We start from the raw sequence: 19,359 nt of genomic DNA, 5'->3' as shown, positions 1-19,359 counted from the left end.
AGTTCAATACGCAGGGCCGGGACCAACTCTAACCGCGCACTTCAATTCCTACCCGCATTCACTTAGGCACCTTCAAATACGCGATCAAATCCGCCAGCGACTGCGGCGTGAGAGCGGCTTCGAGGCCTTCCGGCATCAGGGATGTGCCTGTGCTCTGCAAACTTGCGATCTCGCTGCGCAGCACGGACTTCGTCAGATTGCCCGCCATCTTCAGCGTGAGGCTCGCGCTGGTTTCCGTGGCGATCACGCCATAGAGCTGCTCGCCATTTTTGAGCGTGCAATGGTAGGCCATGAATCCCGGCTCTATGATCGCGCTCGGGTCGAGGATGGAGTTCATGAGCTTCTCCGCGTCATGCTGAACCACGCTGCGCAGATCCGGCCCCAGCTCGATGCCCACGCCGTCCAGCTTGTGACAGCTGATGCACACCTGGGCGAACATCGCCTTTCCCTTCGCCGCGTCGCCTGTCAGTTTCAGTGCGGGTTTGAACTTCTCCACCACCGCTGCACGCGTGGCGCTCGTGGCATCCGCAAACACCGCCGCTGCCTGCTTCGCGATTTCCTTTTTCGGGTGTTTCGTCAGCCGCGCGCGAAGTGCTGCATCACATGATTTTGCCTCCGGCCGCTGCAGCAGGGCCAGGGTCCAGGCATCGCTGGAGAGCAACGTCTCGATGATCTGCACCCGCACCGTCGGCGTGCGTTCATTCCAGCCTGCCAGCAGGAATTCGGGTCCGTCCTTCGGCTGAAGCTTTGCCACCAAACGAAGCACTTCGGTGTTTGCTGATTTCTTCCAGAGTTCCGGCAGCAGGGCTTTCACCATCTCGCGATGTTCACGGTCTGATGCCAGCAGCGCCACTGCCGCCATGGGGGGAGCCTCCTTGGCCGCTTTGACATCCTCTGCAGCCGTGTGAAGCAGGTCTGCCATTTTCTTCAATGCCTGCTGAGCTTCCGCCGAAGTCACCTGCTGTGTGAAGGCGGATAGCGAGAGCCCCTTTTCATCAAGGACGGCAAGCAGCTCGGTGGCATGTTTTTGAGCTCCCTGGTGGGACAGCAGCGTGGCGATGGCCCTCTCATTTTTCACTGCCAAAGCGCAGCGAAACAGCATGCCGATGACCTGGTTGTTTTCCGGTGCCGCACTTTCAGGAAAGCGTGTGCAAACACCTTCCAAATGCGGCATCACCGAACTCAGTGCTGCGCCCTGAAGGGACGAACCTGCTGGGACCTCACGCAGCTGTTGCGCCAGCAGATCCGCCGCCCAGTCGCCTTTCAGTTCACCGAGGCTGCAGGCCAGTTGCAGCTGCACTTTCTCGTCCTTGTCGTTCACGAGTTTCGTCAGCGCTTTTTGGAGTGACGATGCTCCCGCACCTTCCCACTCCAACTTCTCTGCCATCTGCAATGCCTGTTCACGCACATGTGGCGATTCATCTGCCAGCAGGTCCAAGCATGCGGTGGTGCTGAGTTTCTTCATGGTCAGCAGTGTCCACGCGGCCTGTGCCCGCGTTTGGGGCTGTTTGGATTTGAGTAGCCCTTCGATGGCTGCCTTCTCATCGCTCCATGCCAGCTGCATCTGCGCCTTGTCACGCTGCCAGCCGTTCGAGGAAGCCAAGTCTTGTTTTGTAGTCCCCCCTTGAGGCGGTTCTGGAGTGCGCGTGATTTTCCAAATCCTGCCCTTGTCATCTCCTTCGCGGTAATGCGGCAGCAGTTCATCCTTGCCGTTTTGCGGCAGCCATTGCGGGTGCTCGATCATGTAGCGGTACATGTCCGCCACCCACAGTGCGCCATCGGGTCCGGTGCGCACCATCACGGGGCGGCACCAGCGGTCTTCGCTGGCGAGGAAGTCCATCTTTGACTCGGCGGGATCGCGAACGGCTTTGAAGGTGACGCCGTCGTCTTCGAGGATGTGATGTTGCACGACGTTGTGGAAGGGCTCGCAGGTGAAGGCGTGGGTTTTGCCATCCTTGAACAGCAAGCGGTCGCGATAGACCTCGATACCGCAGGCGCTGGTGAAGCGGCCCGCCTGGTCGAAGCTGTGAAAGCGCTTCTCCATACTGCTGGCGGGATACACCGATGGATTGCGCGGGAAGAGCTGGTGAATGGGGTCCGGCGGAATGACGTGCGGATTCCGGCGCAGGTAGTGGTCCTGCAGCACGTAGTGCCACAGCGGAAAGCTGTTCTGCACGCCGAACCAGTGGCCCCAGTCATCGCGGGCGCGGCCAAACTGCGAGGGGCCGCTCTGCGGATCAAACTCGCCCGTGTCCGGCTTGAAGCGGAAGTCGCGGCTGCCGAGGTCGATCTTCTCGCCGGTGAGCTTGGATTCAATCTGCGTGCCTTTGTTGTAGCCACCGTGGTGCGCGCCTGCCGCACAGTACACCCAGCCATCCATGCCCCAGCGCAGGCCGTTCACACGGAGTTGCTGATTTCCCGTGCTGAAGCCGGTGAAGAGCACCTGCTTTTCTCCGCTCGGTTTGATGAAGAAAATGTCCGGCGCGGCGGTCACGATGACGCCATCGCGCCAGGTCAGGATGCCGGTGGGATAGCTCAGATCATTCACGATCACCGTGCGCTTGTCGTAACGGTCATCAGCGTTGGTATCTTCGAGCATGACCACGCGTCCGCCTGCCTTGCCGTTGCCATCCATGCCCAGCGGGTAGTCCGCCATCTCGATGACCCACAGCCGCCCTTTGTCATCCCAGTCAAACGCCACCGGATCGAGCACCACAGGCTCTGCCGCGACGAGGTCGATGTGGTATCCTTCACGCACATGCCATTTTTTGGCCGATTCCTCGGGAGAGAGCGGCTGTGAGGCAAGTTCCACCTTCGGCGCAGGCATCGCAGCGGCGGGTTTTTCCAAACCGGTGACTGATATATTTGAGAATTCACCTTCGAGCGGCGCGAGGTCATCACAGCGCTTGCCAAAGAACAACTCGGTCGCGCCGGGTGCGGTGACGGGAAGCTCGGCATCGATCTCCACTTTGCCGTTCAGCATGACCTTCACATGCGTGCCGTGGCGTTCCAGCTTCACCTCATTCCATGAACCCGGGGCGATGAGCGTATGCCCGCGCACGATTTGATTCGCTGCGTTGCCGTTATAGACAAACAGCCTGCCGGGCAGCGAGTCCTTGTAGCTTCCGCCGATGCCCAGATGATCTCCCGGCGCCTGATTGTCGCCCTTGGGTCCGCGGGAAATGAGGTAGGCCGTCACTGCACTGACATCGTTTGCCTTCGAATTGCGGAAACGTAGTGAGGCCGACCAGTCTGCCTGCCCCTGCAACAAGGCCGAGTTCTGCACCTGCGCTTGTTTCGTCCGCTCCTTCCGCGTGACTGCATGCCGCGCGTTGTCCTCAGCCACCTTCGAAATATCCCATAGCTTTGCGATTAGCGAAGTTTCGACCGACCTGTTCCAAATCGTGATTTCATCGAGTCTGCCCTGAAGCCCTCTGCCAAAGAGCAGGGTGTCGTTCACTTTGCCGGCCTTGCCTTCCAGCGAAGGCTTTTCCGCGCCGTCGATGTGCACGCGGACGCGGTCGCCATCACGCGCGAGCACCACCCAATGCCAGTCGTCGGCAAAGAGCTCCTCCTTTGATTCCTCGCCGCCCAGCGTGAGCCGTACGCGGTGACTTGCATCCTGATGCGCTTTCAGGCTGACGCCGAGAGCGTTGATGAGTTCGCCGGTGCGATCAGTCGCGCCGCTTTCATGTCCGAGCCAAAACCAGAGGGCGGCGCTGGCCTGCTTTCCAAGTTTGAGGTTGGAAGTTTCAAGATGCCCGCCCGCGAGGTGTATGGAGCGGTTGATCTTGTCGCGTGGCACCTGGACTTGTTGCGGCCTGAGGGCCGACTCATCACCATATCCCCGCCCTGCGTTAAAGCCTGGAAGCCATAGTGCATGGCCGCCTTTCACGACCGTCCTGGCACCCGTTCGAACTGCACAAAGATCACGAATGCCCGATTGAAAATCGATGAACAAATCGACATGAGAGTCGATGATTGCCGAGGTGTAAGGAGTGATGTCTTCGCTCATGCCCCTGCCGGGAGCCAGATCAAGTTCGCCCACCATCTCGCGCAAGGCGGTGCGAATCTCTTCCTCCGCCCCCACCTCAAGTCCTGCAGTGCGGGCCGGCCATGTGGTATAGCCACCCAGCGCATGCTGCTCACGCGGCGGGATGTAGCCTTCCGCGCCATTCGCCAGCTCGATGTTGAAGTGGTTCTGGAAAGGGGATGTCCATTTGAGCAGCAGACCAGTGAGCGCATAGACTTCATTGGGCAGAGTGGTGATGCCCAGTTCACCCATGCCAGGATTCCCGATGCGGATGGCCTGCAGCTTCACGCTCGTCTTCTGCCTCTCATGCAGGATCAGCGCTTCACGGGCATAGACCTCCTCCTTGTTCTTCGGCACATCGTTTACAATCTTCGCGGCGACGGGGCGTGCCCAGGCGAGGCGCTTTTCGTCGGGGACGCGGTAGTTTAGCTCCAGTGTTTTCTCCACCATGCCGAGGGGAGCGTGATCGAGATACTGGACTGTCTTCAGCGCCTTCATGGCGCTGTCTGCGACAGCGCCGGCGTAGGCGTCGAGGGTGATGTTCTTTTTCTCCGCGCCGTAGTCCATCCACATCTGGTCACCGCTGGTGCCCTGGCTCATCGCACAAACGAAGGCGCCGTTGCCTTCGCCCGGCTGGCCCAGCTTATCGGCCAGGTGTTTGCAGAACAGGCCGTAATAATCCGATGAAATCGGACCACTGCCGAAGTAGTGCTGCGAGTAGTTCGCCAGCACGCCCAGTGGTTTGCCGTCAATCGTTTGCAATGAGATGACGGAGAGCTGCGGATCGACCGGACCGCTGGGGCCGACGACGTCTTTGCTGAGGTAACCGGGGTGCATGTTCGCACGGCCAGTGGGTTCACCAAAGGGATCAACGACCTCCTTGCCGGGCAGTCGAATCCAGCGGCGGTTGTGCGTGTGCTCCCAGTCATCAAAGCTGCCCCAGCCGATGCGTGCGGGCTGCAGCGCCTTGTCCGCCGCCACAATGGCTTCGGCAATTTTTGGCATGAGGAATTTGCCATACTCCGTGTCCTTGCGCGTGCCGAGGCAGCCCATCGCCGCCGGTGCGGAGTGCGTGTGCGTGGCGCTGACCATCATGCGATCCACCGGAATGCCGCACTGCCTGGATGCGAGCGCCTTGGCCTCATCAATGAGCGACTGCTCCATCATGCAGGTGTCCACGATGGTGAAGGCGATCTTCATCTTCCCGTCATCCAGCACAAAGCTGCGCACATGCAGCCGGTCCACGATCTTGTCACCACGTCCTTCGATGAAGCCGCCCGCGATGATCCGTGGGAAAGTCGTGGGCGTGATGTCGATGGCGGAGACGCCTGCGCGGAAGGCCGATTGTGCCTGTGCGGAGATTGCAGCGAGGCCGAGAAGAAACAGGAGGGACTTCATGAGATTGGCTCAAACCAACGCTCATGAAGACCACTTGCTTGCCCGCCTATTAAGCGATCAACGGGCCAATCGCGGGTTCAGCGAGCAGCTTCTGCACTTCTTCGACCAAACCTGCCACCGGCACAGCGCTCTGCGAGCGGGCCAGCAGGTTCTTGATCACAACCTCAGGGTATTCAGCACCGAAGACGATGGCAAATCGGGCCTTGCGATCCTCGGCGGCCTGAAACTGCTTGCCGACTTTTTGAGCGCCAAAGCTGTAATCGATGCGGATTCCTGCGGCACGCAGGGCCTGCACGGCGGCGAGCGCGTGCGGGCGCTGGGCCTCATCAGCGACAACCACGAAGGCATCGATGCTGCTGGCTGCAAGATAGGCGCTGGTGAGCTTCATCTGTGCACCGGGTGTGCGCTTCAGCAGGATGCCGAGCACGACATCTCCCATGGCAAAGCCTGCGGCCGGCATGTCCACGCCGCCGTCGCTCATGAGGGCGCAAAGCTTGTCATAGGTGCCACCGCCTGCGAGAGCGCGGAGGCCGTGCTTGAGATCAAAGACTTCAAACACAACGCCGGTGTAGTAGGCGAGGCCACGGACGATGGTGGCATCAATCTTGATGAACTGCCACAGGCCACGGGCGGTGAGGTTCTCACGCAGCGCAGCAAAGGCCGGGTGGTTCTCATCCGTGGAGGCCATGAAGGCGCGGACTTCGGCGGTCGTGAGGCCGATGAGAGCGAGCTTCTTCTCCGTCTCTTCCGGACGTGCACGTTCGATTTTGTCGATGATGCTCAGGAAGGTTGTGGTGTGCTCCTCGGCGATGTTCTTGTCCGCGAGGAAGGTACTCCAGATTTCGCGGTTGCTCAGGCGGATGATGAAATCATCTGCGCTGACGCCGAACTCACGCACGACATCGATCGCCAGTGCTATCAGCTCAGCGGAAGTCGCGGGCGAAGAGTCGCCGAGGATGTCGGCATTGAACTGGATGAACTCGCGGCCGCGTCCTTCCTGCGGTTCTTCATAGCGGAAGCAGGGGCCGATTTGGAACCACTTGATGGGCTTTTTGAAATCACGCTGACGAGCGGTGGCCATGCGTGCGAGCGAAGGTGTGACCTCCGGGCGCAGGGAGATTTCGCGTTCGGCTTTGTCGAGAAAGCAGTAGAGCTGGTTGGTGATCTCATCGCCGCTTTTCTTGCGATAGAGGTCGGTGCTTTCGACGAGCGGGGCCTCGTACTCCACGAAGCCATAGCGACGTGCGACAGAGCGCCAGGTTTCGGTGATGTAGTTTCGCAGTGCGCATTCTTCAGGGAAGAAGTCGCGAAAGCCTTTGACTGTGCGGAAGGAGGCCATAGAGGGGGCGGGATTCATCTTCATGTGCAACGTGAACGCAACCGGAAATGCGGCGTGGTGCAGAAGTGTCTGATTGCATGCTCTCCGACCTGTTTGTGCGCGATTTCCGCTGCTTCGCCGAGGCGAGGCTGGAATTGCATCCCGATGTGACGCTGCTGGTGGGCAGGAATGCCCAGGGAAAAACATCCCTCATCGAAGCCGCGTGCGTCCTGCTGCGTCTGCAATCACCCAGAACATCCAACCGTGCCGAGATGGTGCGCTTTGGTGCTGCCACGTGCCTGGTGGAAGCGCACTGGCGCGGCAAACGGCTGCGTTATGCACAGTCAGCCACGACACGGCGGTTGGCAGTCGATGGCGCCACCTGTGGCAGATCCGCGGATTATCTGGCTGCCTCGGGTGTGGTGGTGTGGATGGATCACCGCGACATGAATTTGCTGCGTGGTGGTGCGGAGCACCGGCGCCGGTTTCTCGACTTCGCGGCGAGTCAGATGTTTCCCGATTATCTGCACGCGCTGCGTGGTTATGAGCGCGCCTTGCGTGGCCGCAATCATGTGTTGAAGCGGGATGCCAGCATCGCGTGGAAGCAGGCGGACGCCTTTGCACGCGTCATGGACGGCTTTGCCCAAACACTCTGGCAGCGGCGTGCAGAACTGTGCGCCGCCCTGGGCCCTGAGGTGTCACTGGCGCATGCGAAGCTGAGTGATGGTATGGAGAATGTGTACATCACCTATCAGCGCACGAGTGATGCCGCCTTGGGCTTGTTTGAGGCGCTTTTGACGATGCGGGATGAAGAAGCTCGCACGCGTTCGACCGCATTCGGGCCGCACCGTGATGACATTGGGATGCGCTTGAATGATCTGGACGCGACCACCTTTGCCTCGGAAGGTCAGCAGCGGTCGTTTGCGCTGGCGATGAAACTCGCCCAGGCGCAGGTGCTGGAGCACGCCTGCGGTTCGCCCCCCCTGATGCTGATGGATGACGTTTTCGGTGAACTGGATGCCCACCGCCGTCGGGCCCTGCTGTCCTGCCTGCCACCGGGAACGCAGAAGATCATCACGACCACGAATTTGGACTGGGCGGACGCCGACCACCTGGCGGGACGGGTTTTTGGAGTCGAACAGGCCAAATTCAGCCGAATCCGGGGATGAAAAGGGTGGCGTTTGGCCGGAAATGGCCTGAATTTACCAATCCTAAGCTTCTCAGAAACATCCCTTGACGCATTTTCAGGCAGTTTTAGCTTTAAGGTGGGTTAGATTGCCTTGCGCGCGTGGCTTTTCGTGATTCTCAAAACAGTTGGAATTCTCCGTCGCGCATCTGGATTCTGACGCCTGCTCGCTTCAACACTTTTCCCATTTATTCTCAATGTTCGGCAAACTTTTCGGCTTCGTCGCCCAAGACATCGGCATCGATCTCGGCACGGCAAACACTCTCGTCTATGTAAAAGATCACGGCATCGTCCTCAGAGAACCCTCCGTTGTGGCGGTTAAAACCGGCACCAACGAAGTCGTCGCTGTGGGTGACGATGCCAAGCGCATGCTCGGACGAACTCCGGGCGGCATCACGGCCATCCGCCCGTTGAAGGACGGCGTGATCGCCGACTTTCGTGTGACTGAGGCCATGCTGCGCCATTTCATCAAGAAGGTGCAGGGCGGGGGCCGCAAGATGCGCGGACCGCGCGTGGTCATCGCCGTGCCCTCCGGCATCACGGAAGTTGAGAAGCGTGCGGTCAAGGAAAGCGCGGAGCAGGCCGGCGCGCGTGAAGTTTACCTGATCGAAGAACCCATGGCTGCGGCCATCGGTGTGGGTCTGCCGGTGCAGGAAGCCGCGGGCAACATGATCGTCGATATCGGCGGCGGCACCACGGAGGTGGCGATCATCTCGCTCTCCGGCATCGTTTACAGCCGCAGCGTGCGCGTGGCCGGCGATGAACTCGACGAAGCGATCATCAACTACATGAAGCGTGCCTACAATCTCATGATTGGCGAGCGCACTGCGGAAGAAATCAAGCTGCGCATCGGCTCCGCCTTCCCGCTGGGCAAGGAAACGACCATGGAAGTCAAAGGACGCGACATGGTGGCCGGCCTGCCAAAGACCATCACCATCACGAGCCAGGAAGTCCGCGAAGCCATGCTGGAGCCGCTCAATGCGATCATCGACGCTGTGCGCACCACTTTGGAACGCTGCCCGCCGGAACTCTCCGCCGACCTGGTGGACCGTGGCATCATGCTTGCCGGTGGCGGCGCTCTGCTGCGCGGCCTCGACAAATTGCTTCAGGAAGAAACAGCGCTCCCGGTGCATGTGGCGGAAGATCCGCTCAGCGCCGTCGGCGAAGGCACCGGACGGGTGCTCAGTGAGCTGGAATTCCTGCGCAAAGTGAGCACGACCGAAGTCTGATGACCATTTCGTGCTGCACTGTGTCCGCTTGAAAGCATCCGCCGAAAAGCACCGCACCCAGCCCGGAGGAAAGGCCAATCATGAAAAAGCTCAACATCCTCGCGCTTCTGATCTTCGTGGCAGGGCTGGTTGCCGTGTTCACCTTTGACACTGCGACCACCCGGCAGATCCAGTCTCGTGTCATGAGTCTGCTGTCTCCTTTCATCCACAGCAGTGCGGCGATGGAGCAGGCGGCGGAGTCTGCCGTGGCTCCGCAGATCAATCCGGTCGAAATGAAACGGGAAAACGATGAGCAGCGCGTCCAGTTGGAGCGGCTGCGTATCATCCAGCAGAAGTACAACCAGATCATCGAGGAGAACGCCAAGCTGCGTCAGCTCATCGAGTTCAAGCAGTCGGCGCCTTTTAAAATGACGGCTGCCAAGGTGATCCGCCGCAGCTCCAGCACCTGGTGGAACAGCCTGATCATCGACAAAGGTTCACTCGATGGCATCGGCACGGACAGTCCGGTGATCACATCCGTCGGACTTGTGGGTAAGACCTCCACGCTGGCCCCTCACATGGCCAAGGTGATTTTGCTCACGGATGAAATGTGCCGTGTGTCGGCCAAAATCGAAGGAACGCTGGAGCAGGGCATTCTGGGTGGCGAACGTGCCGCGCTGGAGGTTCGCCCTGAGCTGCATCTGCGTTTCCTCCATCGCAACTCGAACATCAACGCTGGTGCGGGGGTTTACTCCTCGGGTGAAGGCGGAGTGTTTCCTGCGGATCTGCTGCTGGGCCGTGTGAAGCGTTTTGAAAACCGTGAAATTTCCGGAGAGGCCGTCATCGAACCCGCCGTTGATTTCTCCACCTTGGATTATGTCTTTGTGATTGAAATGCAGGTTGCCGAGCCCACACCGGAACCTGCAGCGACACCGGCACGCGCCAAGCCCTGAGCCGCCATGTTGTTCCACCCGATCTCCATCATTCTGCTTCTGCTCACCTTCATGGTGCAGGAGTTCATTCCCGGGCTGGAGATCGCCCAGTTTGCCACGCTGTTTCTGCCGGCTGTATTCTTCTTCAGTGCTTCCGTGGCCGCACCGTTTTCGATGATGCTGCTGCTTGCCTTCATCACCGGGTTTGTCTGGGATGCCCGCCATCTGCCCGGAGTCTTGGAGAGCCTCTCAGGTGCGGAGGATGTGTTTGGCACCGGTGCAGACGTTGAACTGGGCGCGGGCAGTCATCCGCTGCCATTTGGCCTCTCCATCGTCCTGTTTGGGATGCTCGGCACCCTCCTGCAGGGCATCCGTCCGTTGTTCAAACGGGGCCGCCTTGAGCTCCCGGTGCTGATGGTTGGCCTGGCGGTCTTTGTGTGGCTGCTGGCGCAGTTTCTCATCATCACTTTCCTGCGGGGTTCCCTGCAGTTTCCGGCAGGCGTATGGACGAAGATGATCACCGACTCCCTGCTTGCCATGCTCGCGGCACCGCTCATCTTTTTGCTGCTTTATTCGCTCGCCCGCCTGTCGAGCTATGAAATCAAATACGAAGGCCTGAGGTACCGTTTCGATGGTCGTTAAATATCGCTTCCGCCTCTATCTGTTCTCGCTCGCCATGATGTGCGGGTTTGGACTGCTTGTGTTCAGGCTGTGGTCGCTGCAGATTGACCGCCGGGAGGAGTTTTCCAAGATGATTCCCGGGGCGAAAAAGGAACGCGCGCGCATTCCCGGTCCGCGCGGAGAGATCAAGGACCGCAACGGCGTCGTCCTTGCCACCAACAAGGCCAGCTTTGAGGTTCGCATCAATCTCGCAGAGGTCGTCACCGAGTACAAGCGCCTCGCCAAGATCAAGAAGGCTGCCGTGCCGGAGATCACCTTTGAAATCTCCGAAAGAGGCATCAAGCGGATGAAGCCCGAACTCGATATTTACAAAATTTTCGAGGACACAATCACCGCCCGCATGATCGAGATGGGGGTCCACAAGGACTACTCGGTGGAATCCCTGCGCGTGCACTACCGCAGCTTTGGTGGCGCGGTGCCGTGGGTGTATCGCGATGATCTGTCCTTCGCTGAATTCAGCCGCATCGCCGAGCACAATCTGGGGCTGCCGGGGGTCACCGTCGCCGAGCGTGCCTCGCGCGTATATCCGCTGAAATCAGTCGCCTGCCACATCCTCGGCTACGTGCGTCTGCCGGATGATCAGCGCGCCTCGGCCGAAGACCGCAAGGGCTGGGACTATTACGTGCCGGATGACTTTGGCGGTGCTGGCGTGGAGAAAAGCTTCGACAACTACCTGCGGGGCAAGCCCGGCGTCCGTGTCATGCAGCGTGACCAGCGCGGCAGACCCGTGGGTGAAGTGGATGAAGAATATGTGGAGCCTCGCAAAGGCAACGATGTCTATCTGACGCTCGATGCACGCATGCAGATCATCGCCGACAAGGCGCTGCGTGATGCCAAGATCGGCCGTGGTGCGGTGGCCGTGATTGATCCAAACTCCGGCGAGGTGCTGGCGATGGTTTCCGTTCCCTCATTCGATCCCAACCAGTTCATCCCCAGCATCCAGCAGTCCGACTGGGATGCGCTGCTGGACAACAAAACCGTGCCGCTGCTCAACCGCGCGGTGAAAGGCCACGTGCCAGGCTCGACCTTCAAAATTCCGATCTCGTTTGCCGGCTGCCTTGCGGGCATCAATTTGAACCACTTCAACTGCAGCGGCAGCGTCACCTATGGCACCAAGGCCATGCAGTGCTGGATTCAGCGCCAGAGCGGCGGCTCTCACGGCACGCTGGGCCTCAGTGACGCCATCAAGTATTCTTGCAACTGCTTCTTCTACCGCTATGGCAATGCGGCGGGGATCGGCAACATCACCAAGGTGGGCAAAATTCTCGGCCTCGGTACACGGACTGGCATTGAACTCGAAGACGAAAGCCCCGGCATTCTTCCCAACCCGGACTGGCTTCGCGCGAACCATCCTGCTGAGCGCTGGAGTGACGGCTTCACCGCCAACACCTCCATCGGGCAGGGCTTTGTGCTCGCCTCCCCCCTGCAAATGGCCTCGGTCAGCGCCACAGTGGCCAATGGTGGCAAGGCCTGGAGTCCGCATCTGCTGAAACGGGTGATGGATCATGACCAGGCGGTGCTGGAAAATCCACCCAGTCTCCGCGGCGATCTTTCTGCCAGCGTGAAGCCAGAGGAGATCGAAGTCATTCGCAGAGGCATGTGGAAGGTCGTCAATGATCCCTCAGGCACGGGCAAAGGAGCCCGCATCACGGGAGTGGAGGTCGCTGGCAAGACCGGCACGGCCCAGAACTGGCGCCTCGACGAGAAGCGCGTGAAGCATGACGACAATCACACCTGGTTCATCTGTTTCGCGCCCTACAAGGATCCCAAATTCGCTGTGGCCGTGCTCGTGCAAAACGGCAAATCCGGCGGTGGTTGTGCCGCGCCCGTGGCGCGCCGGGTGCTCGAACAATGCATGGCTTTGGACAATCCCAACTTTAATGTCCCCATTACGGCGATGGAGCCTGCGGAAGGTCATTTCAATCATATAGCATCCGTCCAATACGCTGACGCTGCGGTGCCAGAGGGCCTCGGCGCGGATGAGGACGGTGACGTGGGCACGGGTGTGTCCGCGCCAGAACCGGCTGATGCTGACGCACCGCGTGGAAATGCGCGGCCCAACATCAAACCGAAGGCTGATTCAGCGGGATCAGCCGGAGCCAGCTCCGGACAGAATGTGCCAAAGGCCGTGCCAGTGCGCAGGGTCGGTATTTTCAACCGGGGAGGTTCCCAGGAAACCAAACCATCCGATTCCGCTCCCAGCGGCGGCGGATTTTTTCGCAAGCTCTTCCGCTGAAGAACTGCACCAATTTCAGGGAGACTTTATATTATGGCATTGACCTTCGTTCAAAGAATCAAAGAACTGCTTACTGGTAAACGCGACATCAAAAGCGGTGTGCGCCTCGTCATCAACTGCGAGAAATTGGAGAACCGCGTGGCCTTGCTCGACAAGGGCGTCGTGGAGGAATACAATATCGAGCGCGTCGGCACCCAGAGCCTCATTGGCAGCGTCTTCAAGGGGCGTATCCGCAACATCGAGCAGGGTCTCAAGGCCATGTTCATCGACATCGGTTTCGACAAAAACGCCTTCTTGCATTTCTGGGACGCCATTCCGGCTGCGCTGGATGCCGGTCTGGAGGAGATCAATCGTGGCGGCAGCAAAAAGAAAAAGCGCATTGAGGCCAAGGACATCCCTACTTTGTACCCGATCGGTTCGGAGATCATGGTGCAGGTCACCAAAGGTCCCGTGGGAAACAAAGGCCCGCGCGTCACCACCAACATTTCTCTAGCCGGACGTTTGCTCGTCTTGATGCCGCTGAACGACACCTGCGGTATCTCGCGCAAGATCGAAGACCCGAAGGAGCGCTCCCGTCTGCGCAAGATCATCGAAAAAATCAGCCTGCCTGAGGGCATGGGCATCATCCTGCGCACCGAAGCCTCCGGTAAGCGTGCGCGTCACATCGTGCGCGATCTGAACATTCTTCTCGACGAGTGGGACCAGATCGTCGCCAAGCGTGACGGACAAAACGCGCCCGTCTGCTGCTTCCAGGAGCCTGATCTCGTCGAGCGTACCGTGCGTGATTTTCTCACCGAGGACATCGATGAAGTCGCCTGTGATGACGCGGCCACCGTCGAGCGCATGCAGCGCATGGCGGCTCACATTTCCGGCCGTGCGAAGCGCCGTATCAACCATTACCAAGGTCAGAGCGCCATCTTTGAGCACTACGGCATTCAGAAGCAGATCGACAACGCCTTCTACCGCCAGGTTTGGATGCCCTGCGGTGGCTACATCGTGATCGATCAAACGGAAGCTCTCGTCTCCATTGACGTCAACACGGGCCGCAACAAAGGGCACAAGGACGTCGACAAGCTCCTGCTTGAAACCAACCTCGAAGCCGCCGCCGAAGTCGCGCGCCAGCTCCGCCTGCGTAACATGGGCGGCCTCATCGTGGTGGACTTCATCGACATGAAACATCGCCGCGATCAGCAGGCTGTGTACAAGCTGATGCTGGACCATCTCAAGCGTGACAAGGCCAAGACCCAGGTCCTGCCCATCTCGCAGTTCGGCCTCATGGAGATGACCCGCCAGCGCCTCAATGAGAGCCTGGGCACCACGCTTTATGAACCCTGCCCGTACTGCAAAGGCCACGGCCAGGTCAAGACGCCGCTCACCATGAGCGTCGAGCTGCAGCGTCGTCTTGTCTCGGTGCTGGGCCGTGCCAAGGAGGACCAAAAGAGCCTCATCGTCATCGTGCATCCCGAGGTGATGACCCGCCTCAAGACCGAGGATGGTGAGCTGCTGGTCGATCTTGAACGCAAGTATCAGGCGCGTCTCACCTTCCGCAGTGATCCTGCACTCCACCGCGAGCAGATCACGCTGACGAATGCAACCACCGGCGAAGAAGTTCGCCCCTGATCTCAGCGGGCAGATCCGCTGACGCTCAACTCATCCAGGTCGAAACTCTCCTGCGCTCCAGCAGCGCCGGGGACGATCACGACCTTGCCGATGTGTTCAATCGTGTCCGTCCAAGAGAAGCTGTTAGCCGCACGTTTCCAGCCTGCGGCCAGCGCTTCGGCATCATCCCAGTCATAGCGCAAGGTGGCTGACGCCTGGCTCCACTCAGGTGAAAACGTGGTCTGCGTCTCGATTTGCCACTGCGCGATGTCATTCGCAAACAGCTCGATCATCACCCGCCCGCCCGCTTTTGATGAACGCACCTGGCAGGTGATCTCGGCTCCTTTGCCGCCGATGATCTGGGTCCAGTCACCCGCCAGGGTTGATTCTTTGGCCGTCACCGGAGAGAGGGCAATGGGCAGCGCCCTGCCGCTGCGCGAAACATGAATGTAACCGCCTTTCACGCCTCCTGTGGCATGATGTTCGAGTTGATCGACGCCCTTCCAGCCTTGGGCACTGGCATCGAAGGAAATCGTCTGTGTCGCGGTGGGATGGATCACCCGCGTGGCAGCCTTCAAGGGGTTTTCTGATCGCGGCAGTTCCTCGTGCACCAAATTGCCCGCGCTGATGGCATACAGCACTGCATGGTCGAGTTCGACTTTGAAGCGCGCAGTCGGGGCCTGCAATGCACCCTTGTTCCATTTCAGCGCCGCATCGGTCACTGACATTGAAACAGGTTCTGCTTCATCCAAGACTTTACCCTGTTCATCTACGGCGAGGACACGCAGGCTGCCACCAGGAGCCACATCGGCAGTGATGCACACCGGTTCCGACGTGAGTCGCAGAGTCCGAGTCAGGACATGAGAGGGCTTATCGGTCTCGACGGGCGTGTAGCCTGCGAATCCATCGGGTCGCAGCGTCGCCAGGCATGGCAGGCAATGACGCTTCCAGCCGGTGTGGGGAAAGTCGTCTCCGCCGTAGAAGATCATGAGTTTTCCTTCTTTCAAAATGGGTGGGCCAGCCATCGCGTAGATGCATTCGCTGTCATAGCTGCCCTTTGATCCGCGTGGAATGAACGGCGTACCTGGGGCCACGCGCTGCCATTGCAGGCCGTCGTGGCTCCAGGCCAGTTCACAATCGACGGAGCGGCCGCTGCCGACGTGGTACATCATGACGTAGCTCAGATAGATGCTGCCGTAACGGAACACCGGCATGCAGTAGGTCTGGCTGGCACGGCCTTCTGCCATGCTGGAGCGCAGGACGAGGCCATCATTTTTCCAATGGATGAAATCATCACTCTCGAAGCGGGAGACGAGCCGTTCTCCGAGATAGAGTTTGGTGAACCACAGGTATTTGCCGCTGCGGTCATCCCAGAACGCATTGTTGTGGGTGTCGCCGTTCTGTGCGCCGAAGCCGTGGGCGGCCAGAGCTTCAGCCCAATGAATGCCATCGGCTGAGAAGCGCACCTGCGGTTTGCCGAGGCCGACATCGCTCACCATTTTGTAGCGTCGTGCGGGATCAGCATCGTGAAGGTCTTTGAACACGCCGACATTGGGGCAGTCACGTGCCACGATGTTGTTGGCGCTGCTGCCGGCAAACTTGTGCAGGCCCAGTTCGGGCTTGTCCCAGTGAACGCCATCTTTGGAGGTGGCGTAGAGCAGATACCAGCCGACATCGTGCACCGTGCTGGGCTGATCCATCTGCGCGATCACTTCCTTGTCGGCCAGAACGCACTTGTACCAGAGTTTGAAGATCTGCTCGTCCTCGTCCCAAATCACATTGGGATAGAGGTTGTTCATTGAATTCTCCCACGGTTTGTCCGCCTGAAACAGCGGATTGGCCGGATGCTTCTGCGGAGTGCCGAGGACAAGTCTGGCATTCACCGCCGCCTCGACCACACGTGAGTCCAGCAGCAGGTGCTTCTGCGCCTGGGGCGCACTCATCGGAACGTCCAGCGCTTCATACCGCTCCCAGTCAGCGTCGTCAAAATGCCACCACTCGCTCTCGAACACCGTGAAGCCGTGCTTCGTCATCACTTGCTGCAGCTTTTCGCGGTTCTTGAAAATTTCGGGCGGCACTAGTTTGAAATGAGCCCCGGCTTTCTCGGAAAAGTCATCGTGCGCTGTCGGCATCGGCAGTTCCACGCCATGGGCATCCACAAGCGTTGCATCCACGGCGGCGCCCCGGTTGTGACGACCGCCCTTGGCGGGATCGGCCACAAAGCGTGCATCGGGCAGCGTTTTCCACATCGCGCGTTGGACGGCGAGCGGACGATAGGCATCCCAGATTTTCAGATTCAGGCCCTGGGATTTTAATTCAGCCTGTACTTTGGCCAGCTTGGCTGCCGTGGCCGGGCGCAGCAAGGCGCGCGCATGCTTGGGATAGAATGCCGTTTTGAAATAATTGTCCGCCGTGGTGTAGCGCAGATCGAGCACCAAGCCATCCGCCTTGGTGCCGATGTCGACCAAGGTTTGCGCTGCAAGGCCGGAGGCCGCGAGTAAGAAAGCGAACAGGGGTTTCATGGCAAAAGAGCGACGGAAACCTTGCGTCCGTCGTCTTCTTAACGCTGGGACACCTTGCCGCCTTCGAGCAGTTTTTCGAGGTTGGGGTCGGGCCGGACGCCCTTTTTGATCGCTTCACCGTATTCAGCACGCGCCTTGTCCCACTGCGGGGGATCCCAAGTGATGTAGAGCACGGCCAGATTGAAATGGGCCTCGCCGTAGGCAGGATCAATGGCCAGAGCCGTCTTGAATTCGCGTTCGGCACGTTCGATCAGATTGAGCTTGGTGGCGATGATGCCGAGGTAATGCCTGCCGCTGGCGTTGTCAGGGCGTTTGGCGAGGCTTTTCTCGAAGTAAGTCATCGCGTCCTTCCAGCGCTCCTGTTTGAAATAGGTGACGCCGAGCGCAAATGAGGCGGGTTCGTTGGTCGGATCGTAGGCCAGCGCCTTCTGCAGGGACACTTCAGCATCGGCATGTTTGTTTTCACGCTGGCGCGTGATGCCCAGACCGATGAGTGCGGTGACGTTTTTGGGTTCAGCCCGCAGCGCGTCCTGGTATTGCTTGGCAGCGCTTTCGAAATCCTTGTTCATGTAGCTTTCGTTGGCCTGGCTGATGAGCTTTTCGACGGAGGTCGGCGCAGGAGGGGCGGCCTTTTTATCACTGTCCGGCGATGCGTTGGCGATGAGGGTGGCCTGCATACCCTTGGGGCCCAGCAGTTCCCGCACGACAGGATCGGAGAAAAGTTTTTCCTCCTCCGGTGTCAGAATCATGCGCGCGTTCTTCATTTCCTCGACCTGCTTGACGAGTTCGTTGGAGGCGCTCTCCATTTTCTGCAGTTCAGCGATCATGAGATCTTTGGCGGCCTGCTGACGATGCTGGGTGCGCAGCTGGCGCATGATGATGCCACGCAGCATTTCATTTTCCTGGGTGAGCTCAGGCGTGGTGGCGATCTTGCCTTCCATGCCGCCCTGCACTTCTTTGAGCTGCTTCGTCAGCTCGGCCACCTGGGTTTGGTAGGTGGCGCTTTCTTTGCGCAGTTCGGCCATCTGACCCTGCAAGCCGGTGAGCTGGCCGCGCAGGGCCACGATTTCCTGGTCCTTGCGGCCGACATCCGCCTTCAGGGTTTCCACCTGCTTCTGAGCGTCGGCGATCTCCTTTTTCAAGCGTTCGTTCTCTGCGATGAGGCGCTTCATTTCAGCGCTGCCGGTTTTCTTTTTCAAACCTTCCATCTCAGTCTTCAATCCCAGGCTGACGGCGCTGGCGGCATCACGTTCCTTGACGGCTGACTCACGCTGTTTCACTGCATCATCTCGCTGAGCGATCGCGTCCTCGCGCTCCTTCACAATCTGGTCGCGTTCCTTGAGCAGCTTGTCACGCTCCTGTTGCGCGGCAGCCATTTGGGTGGTGGCATCGGTCAGTTTTTGTGAGGCCTCCTTGGCAGCAGTTTCCGCGGCTGTCAGTCGCTGGGCATTTTTGCGCATCTCCAGATCCACTGCCATTTTTTCTTCCATCACCTTGGCCAGCTGACCCTGCGCGGCCTGGCCTGCTGCCAGCTCCCTGCCCATGGCGAGGATGCTCTGCTCCAAAGCGCTGGCCTTTTTGCCGAGGGCGTCATTTTGCTGGCGTGCGGTGGTGATCTCGCCGGAGGCCCATTGGTACCAGTTCTGCCATTTGCCGAGATCGATCTGCTGCTGGTTGTTCTGCGCTTCCAGTTCCAGAACGCGCTTCTTGTGCATCTGCTCCCATTGGCTCAGCAGGTCGTTGAGGCTTGGCAGGGAACCAGGGGTGGTAGGAATGGTGACGGCGGGTTGCGCCAGCACGCCGGGAGAGGGAATGGTGGCCGCACTCATGGCGGGGGCCGGAGCCACCGCAGCCGCGGGGGCCGGTGCAGCTGCGGCCGTCTGCGCCTGCGCTTGTGCCTGCAGCGAACGTGACTGCAGGCGCTGGAGAGCATCTTGAATCTTGTGCTGACGTGCAGCTCGCATTTCCGGCTGCCACGTCGGGTAATTCCGGGCGATGCTGTCCATGATCTCGCCAGCCTGTTTGAATTTTGTCTGCGCGAGCGTCAAGTCACCGGAGTTTTCGAGAGCAGCGGCCTCATTGTTGAGGACAAAGCCGCGGAAGTACTGGTCGGCCACTTCGCTGCTGACATCAACGGACTGAGCATGCGACACCGGTGCGGCAAGTACAAGCGCCGCAAAAAGGGTGAGGACGTAAAAAAGGCGATTCATGGAATATTGGGGGAAGGAAAGGAGTTTACCGCTTTG

The 19,359-nt window shown here is 59.5% G+C and carries 10 protein-coding genes; 6 read left to right on the top strand and 4 right to left on the bottom strand.

The annotated features are described in order from the left end of the window. Window positions 1-58: 58 nt before the first annotated feature. Together AC3RLQ_RS17410 and hisS are read right to left on the bottom strand one after the other, a co-directional pair. A complete protein-coding gene (locus AC3RLQ_RS17410; RefSeq protein WP_493029940.1) occupies window positions 59-5,431 on the bottom strand; it encodes a PVC-type heme-binding CxxCH protein in 5,373 nt (1,790 codons plus the stop codon). Between the two features lie 49 nt (window positions 5,432-5,480). Further along, window positions 5,481-6,770: a histidine--tRNA ligase gene (gene hisS, locus AC3RLQ_RS17405; RefSeq protein ID WP_493029939.1), complete on the bottom strand. Its 1,290-nt coding sequence runs from the start codon at window positions 6,768-6,770 to the stop codon at window positions 5,481-5,483. A 77-nt stretch (window positions 6,771-6,847) separates the two neighbouring features. On the opposite strand from hisS, the gene recF reads away from it, so the two are divergent. The 6 genes from recF to AC3RLQ_RS17375 all read left to right on the top strand — a co-directional run bounded on the left by recF (window position 6,848) and on the right by AC3RLQ_RS17375 (window position 14,612). Next, window positions 6,848-7,918 (top strand): DNA replication/repair protein RecF, encoded by a 1,071-nt coding sequence (gene recF, locus AC3RLQ_RS17400; protein WP_493029938.1) that lies wholly within the window; start codon window positions 6,848-6,850, stop codon window positions 7,916-7,918. A gap of 214 nt (window positions 7,919-8,132) precedes the next feature. Then, complete coding sequence (locus tag AC3RLQ_RS17395; protein WP_377169129.1) at window positions 8,133-9,164, top strand: rod shape-determining protein; 1,032 nt, start codon at window positions 8,133-8,135, stop codon at window positions 9,162-9,164. An 80-nt stretch (window positions 9,165-9,244) separates the two neighbouring features. Beyond that, the gene (mreC, locus tag AC3RLQ_RS17390; RefSeq protein ID WP_397382761.1) at window positions 9,245-10,096 is read left to right on the top strand and encodes a rod shape-determining protein MreC; all 852 of its coding nucleotides are present in this window, start codon (window positions 9,245-9,247) and stop codon (window positions 10,094-10,096) included. A 6-nt stretch (window positions 10,097-10,102) separates the two neighbouring features. Then, complete coding sequence (locus AC3RLQ_RS17385) at window positions 10,103-10,717, top strand: hypothetical protein (RefSeq protein ID WP_422322277.1); 615 nt, start codon at window positions 10,103-10,105, stop codon at window positions 10,715-10,717. Beyond that, entirely contained in the window at window positions 10,707-12,992 is a 2,286-nt protein-coding gene (gene mrdA, locus AC3RLQ_RS17380) for a penicillin-binding protein 2 (RefSeq protein ID WP_493029937.1), read from the top strand. Before AC3RLQ_RS17385 ends, mrdA begins: the two co-directional genes overlap by 11 nt. Before the next feature lie 33 nt (window positions 12,993-13,025). Next, complete coding sequence (locus tag AC3RLQ_RS17375; RefSeq protein ID WP_422322281.1) at window positions 13,026-14,612, top strand: Rne/Rng family ribonuclease; 1,587 nt, start codon at window positions 13,026-13,028, stop codon at window positions 14,610-14,612. 2 nt (window positions 14,613-14,614) lie between these two features. Here AC3RLQ_RS17375 and AC3RLQ_RS17370 read toward each other — a convergent pair whose 3' ends face one another. Both AC3RLQ_RS17370 and AC3RLQ_RS17365 read right to left on the bottom strand, forming a co-directional pair. Continuing rightward, window positions 14,615-17,113 (bottom strand): M15 family metallopeptidase, encoded by a 2,499-nt coding sequence (locus tag AC3RLQ_RS17370; RefSeq protein ID WP_493029936.1) that lies wholly within the window; start codon window positions 17,111-17,113, stop codon window positions 14,615-14,617. 38 nt (window positions 17,114-17,151) lie between these two features. Further along, window positions 17,152-19,323, bottom strand: a complete 2,172-nt coding sequence (locus AC3RLQ_RS17365; protein ID WP_493029935.1) for a tetratricopeptide repeat protein — start codon at window positions 19,321-19,323, stop codon at window positions 17,152-17,154. Window positions 19,324-19,359 lie beyond the last annotated feature (36 nt).

It is taken from the genome of Prosthecobacter sp. GW821-HT29F12 (genome assembly GCF_058803405.1).
The sequence above is the reverse complement of the archived record's forward strand: the minus strand, read 5'-3'. Positions and strand labels throughout refer to the sequence as shown.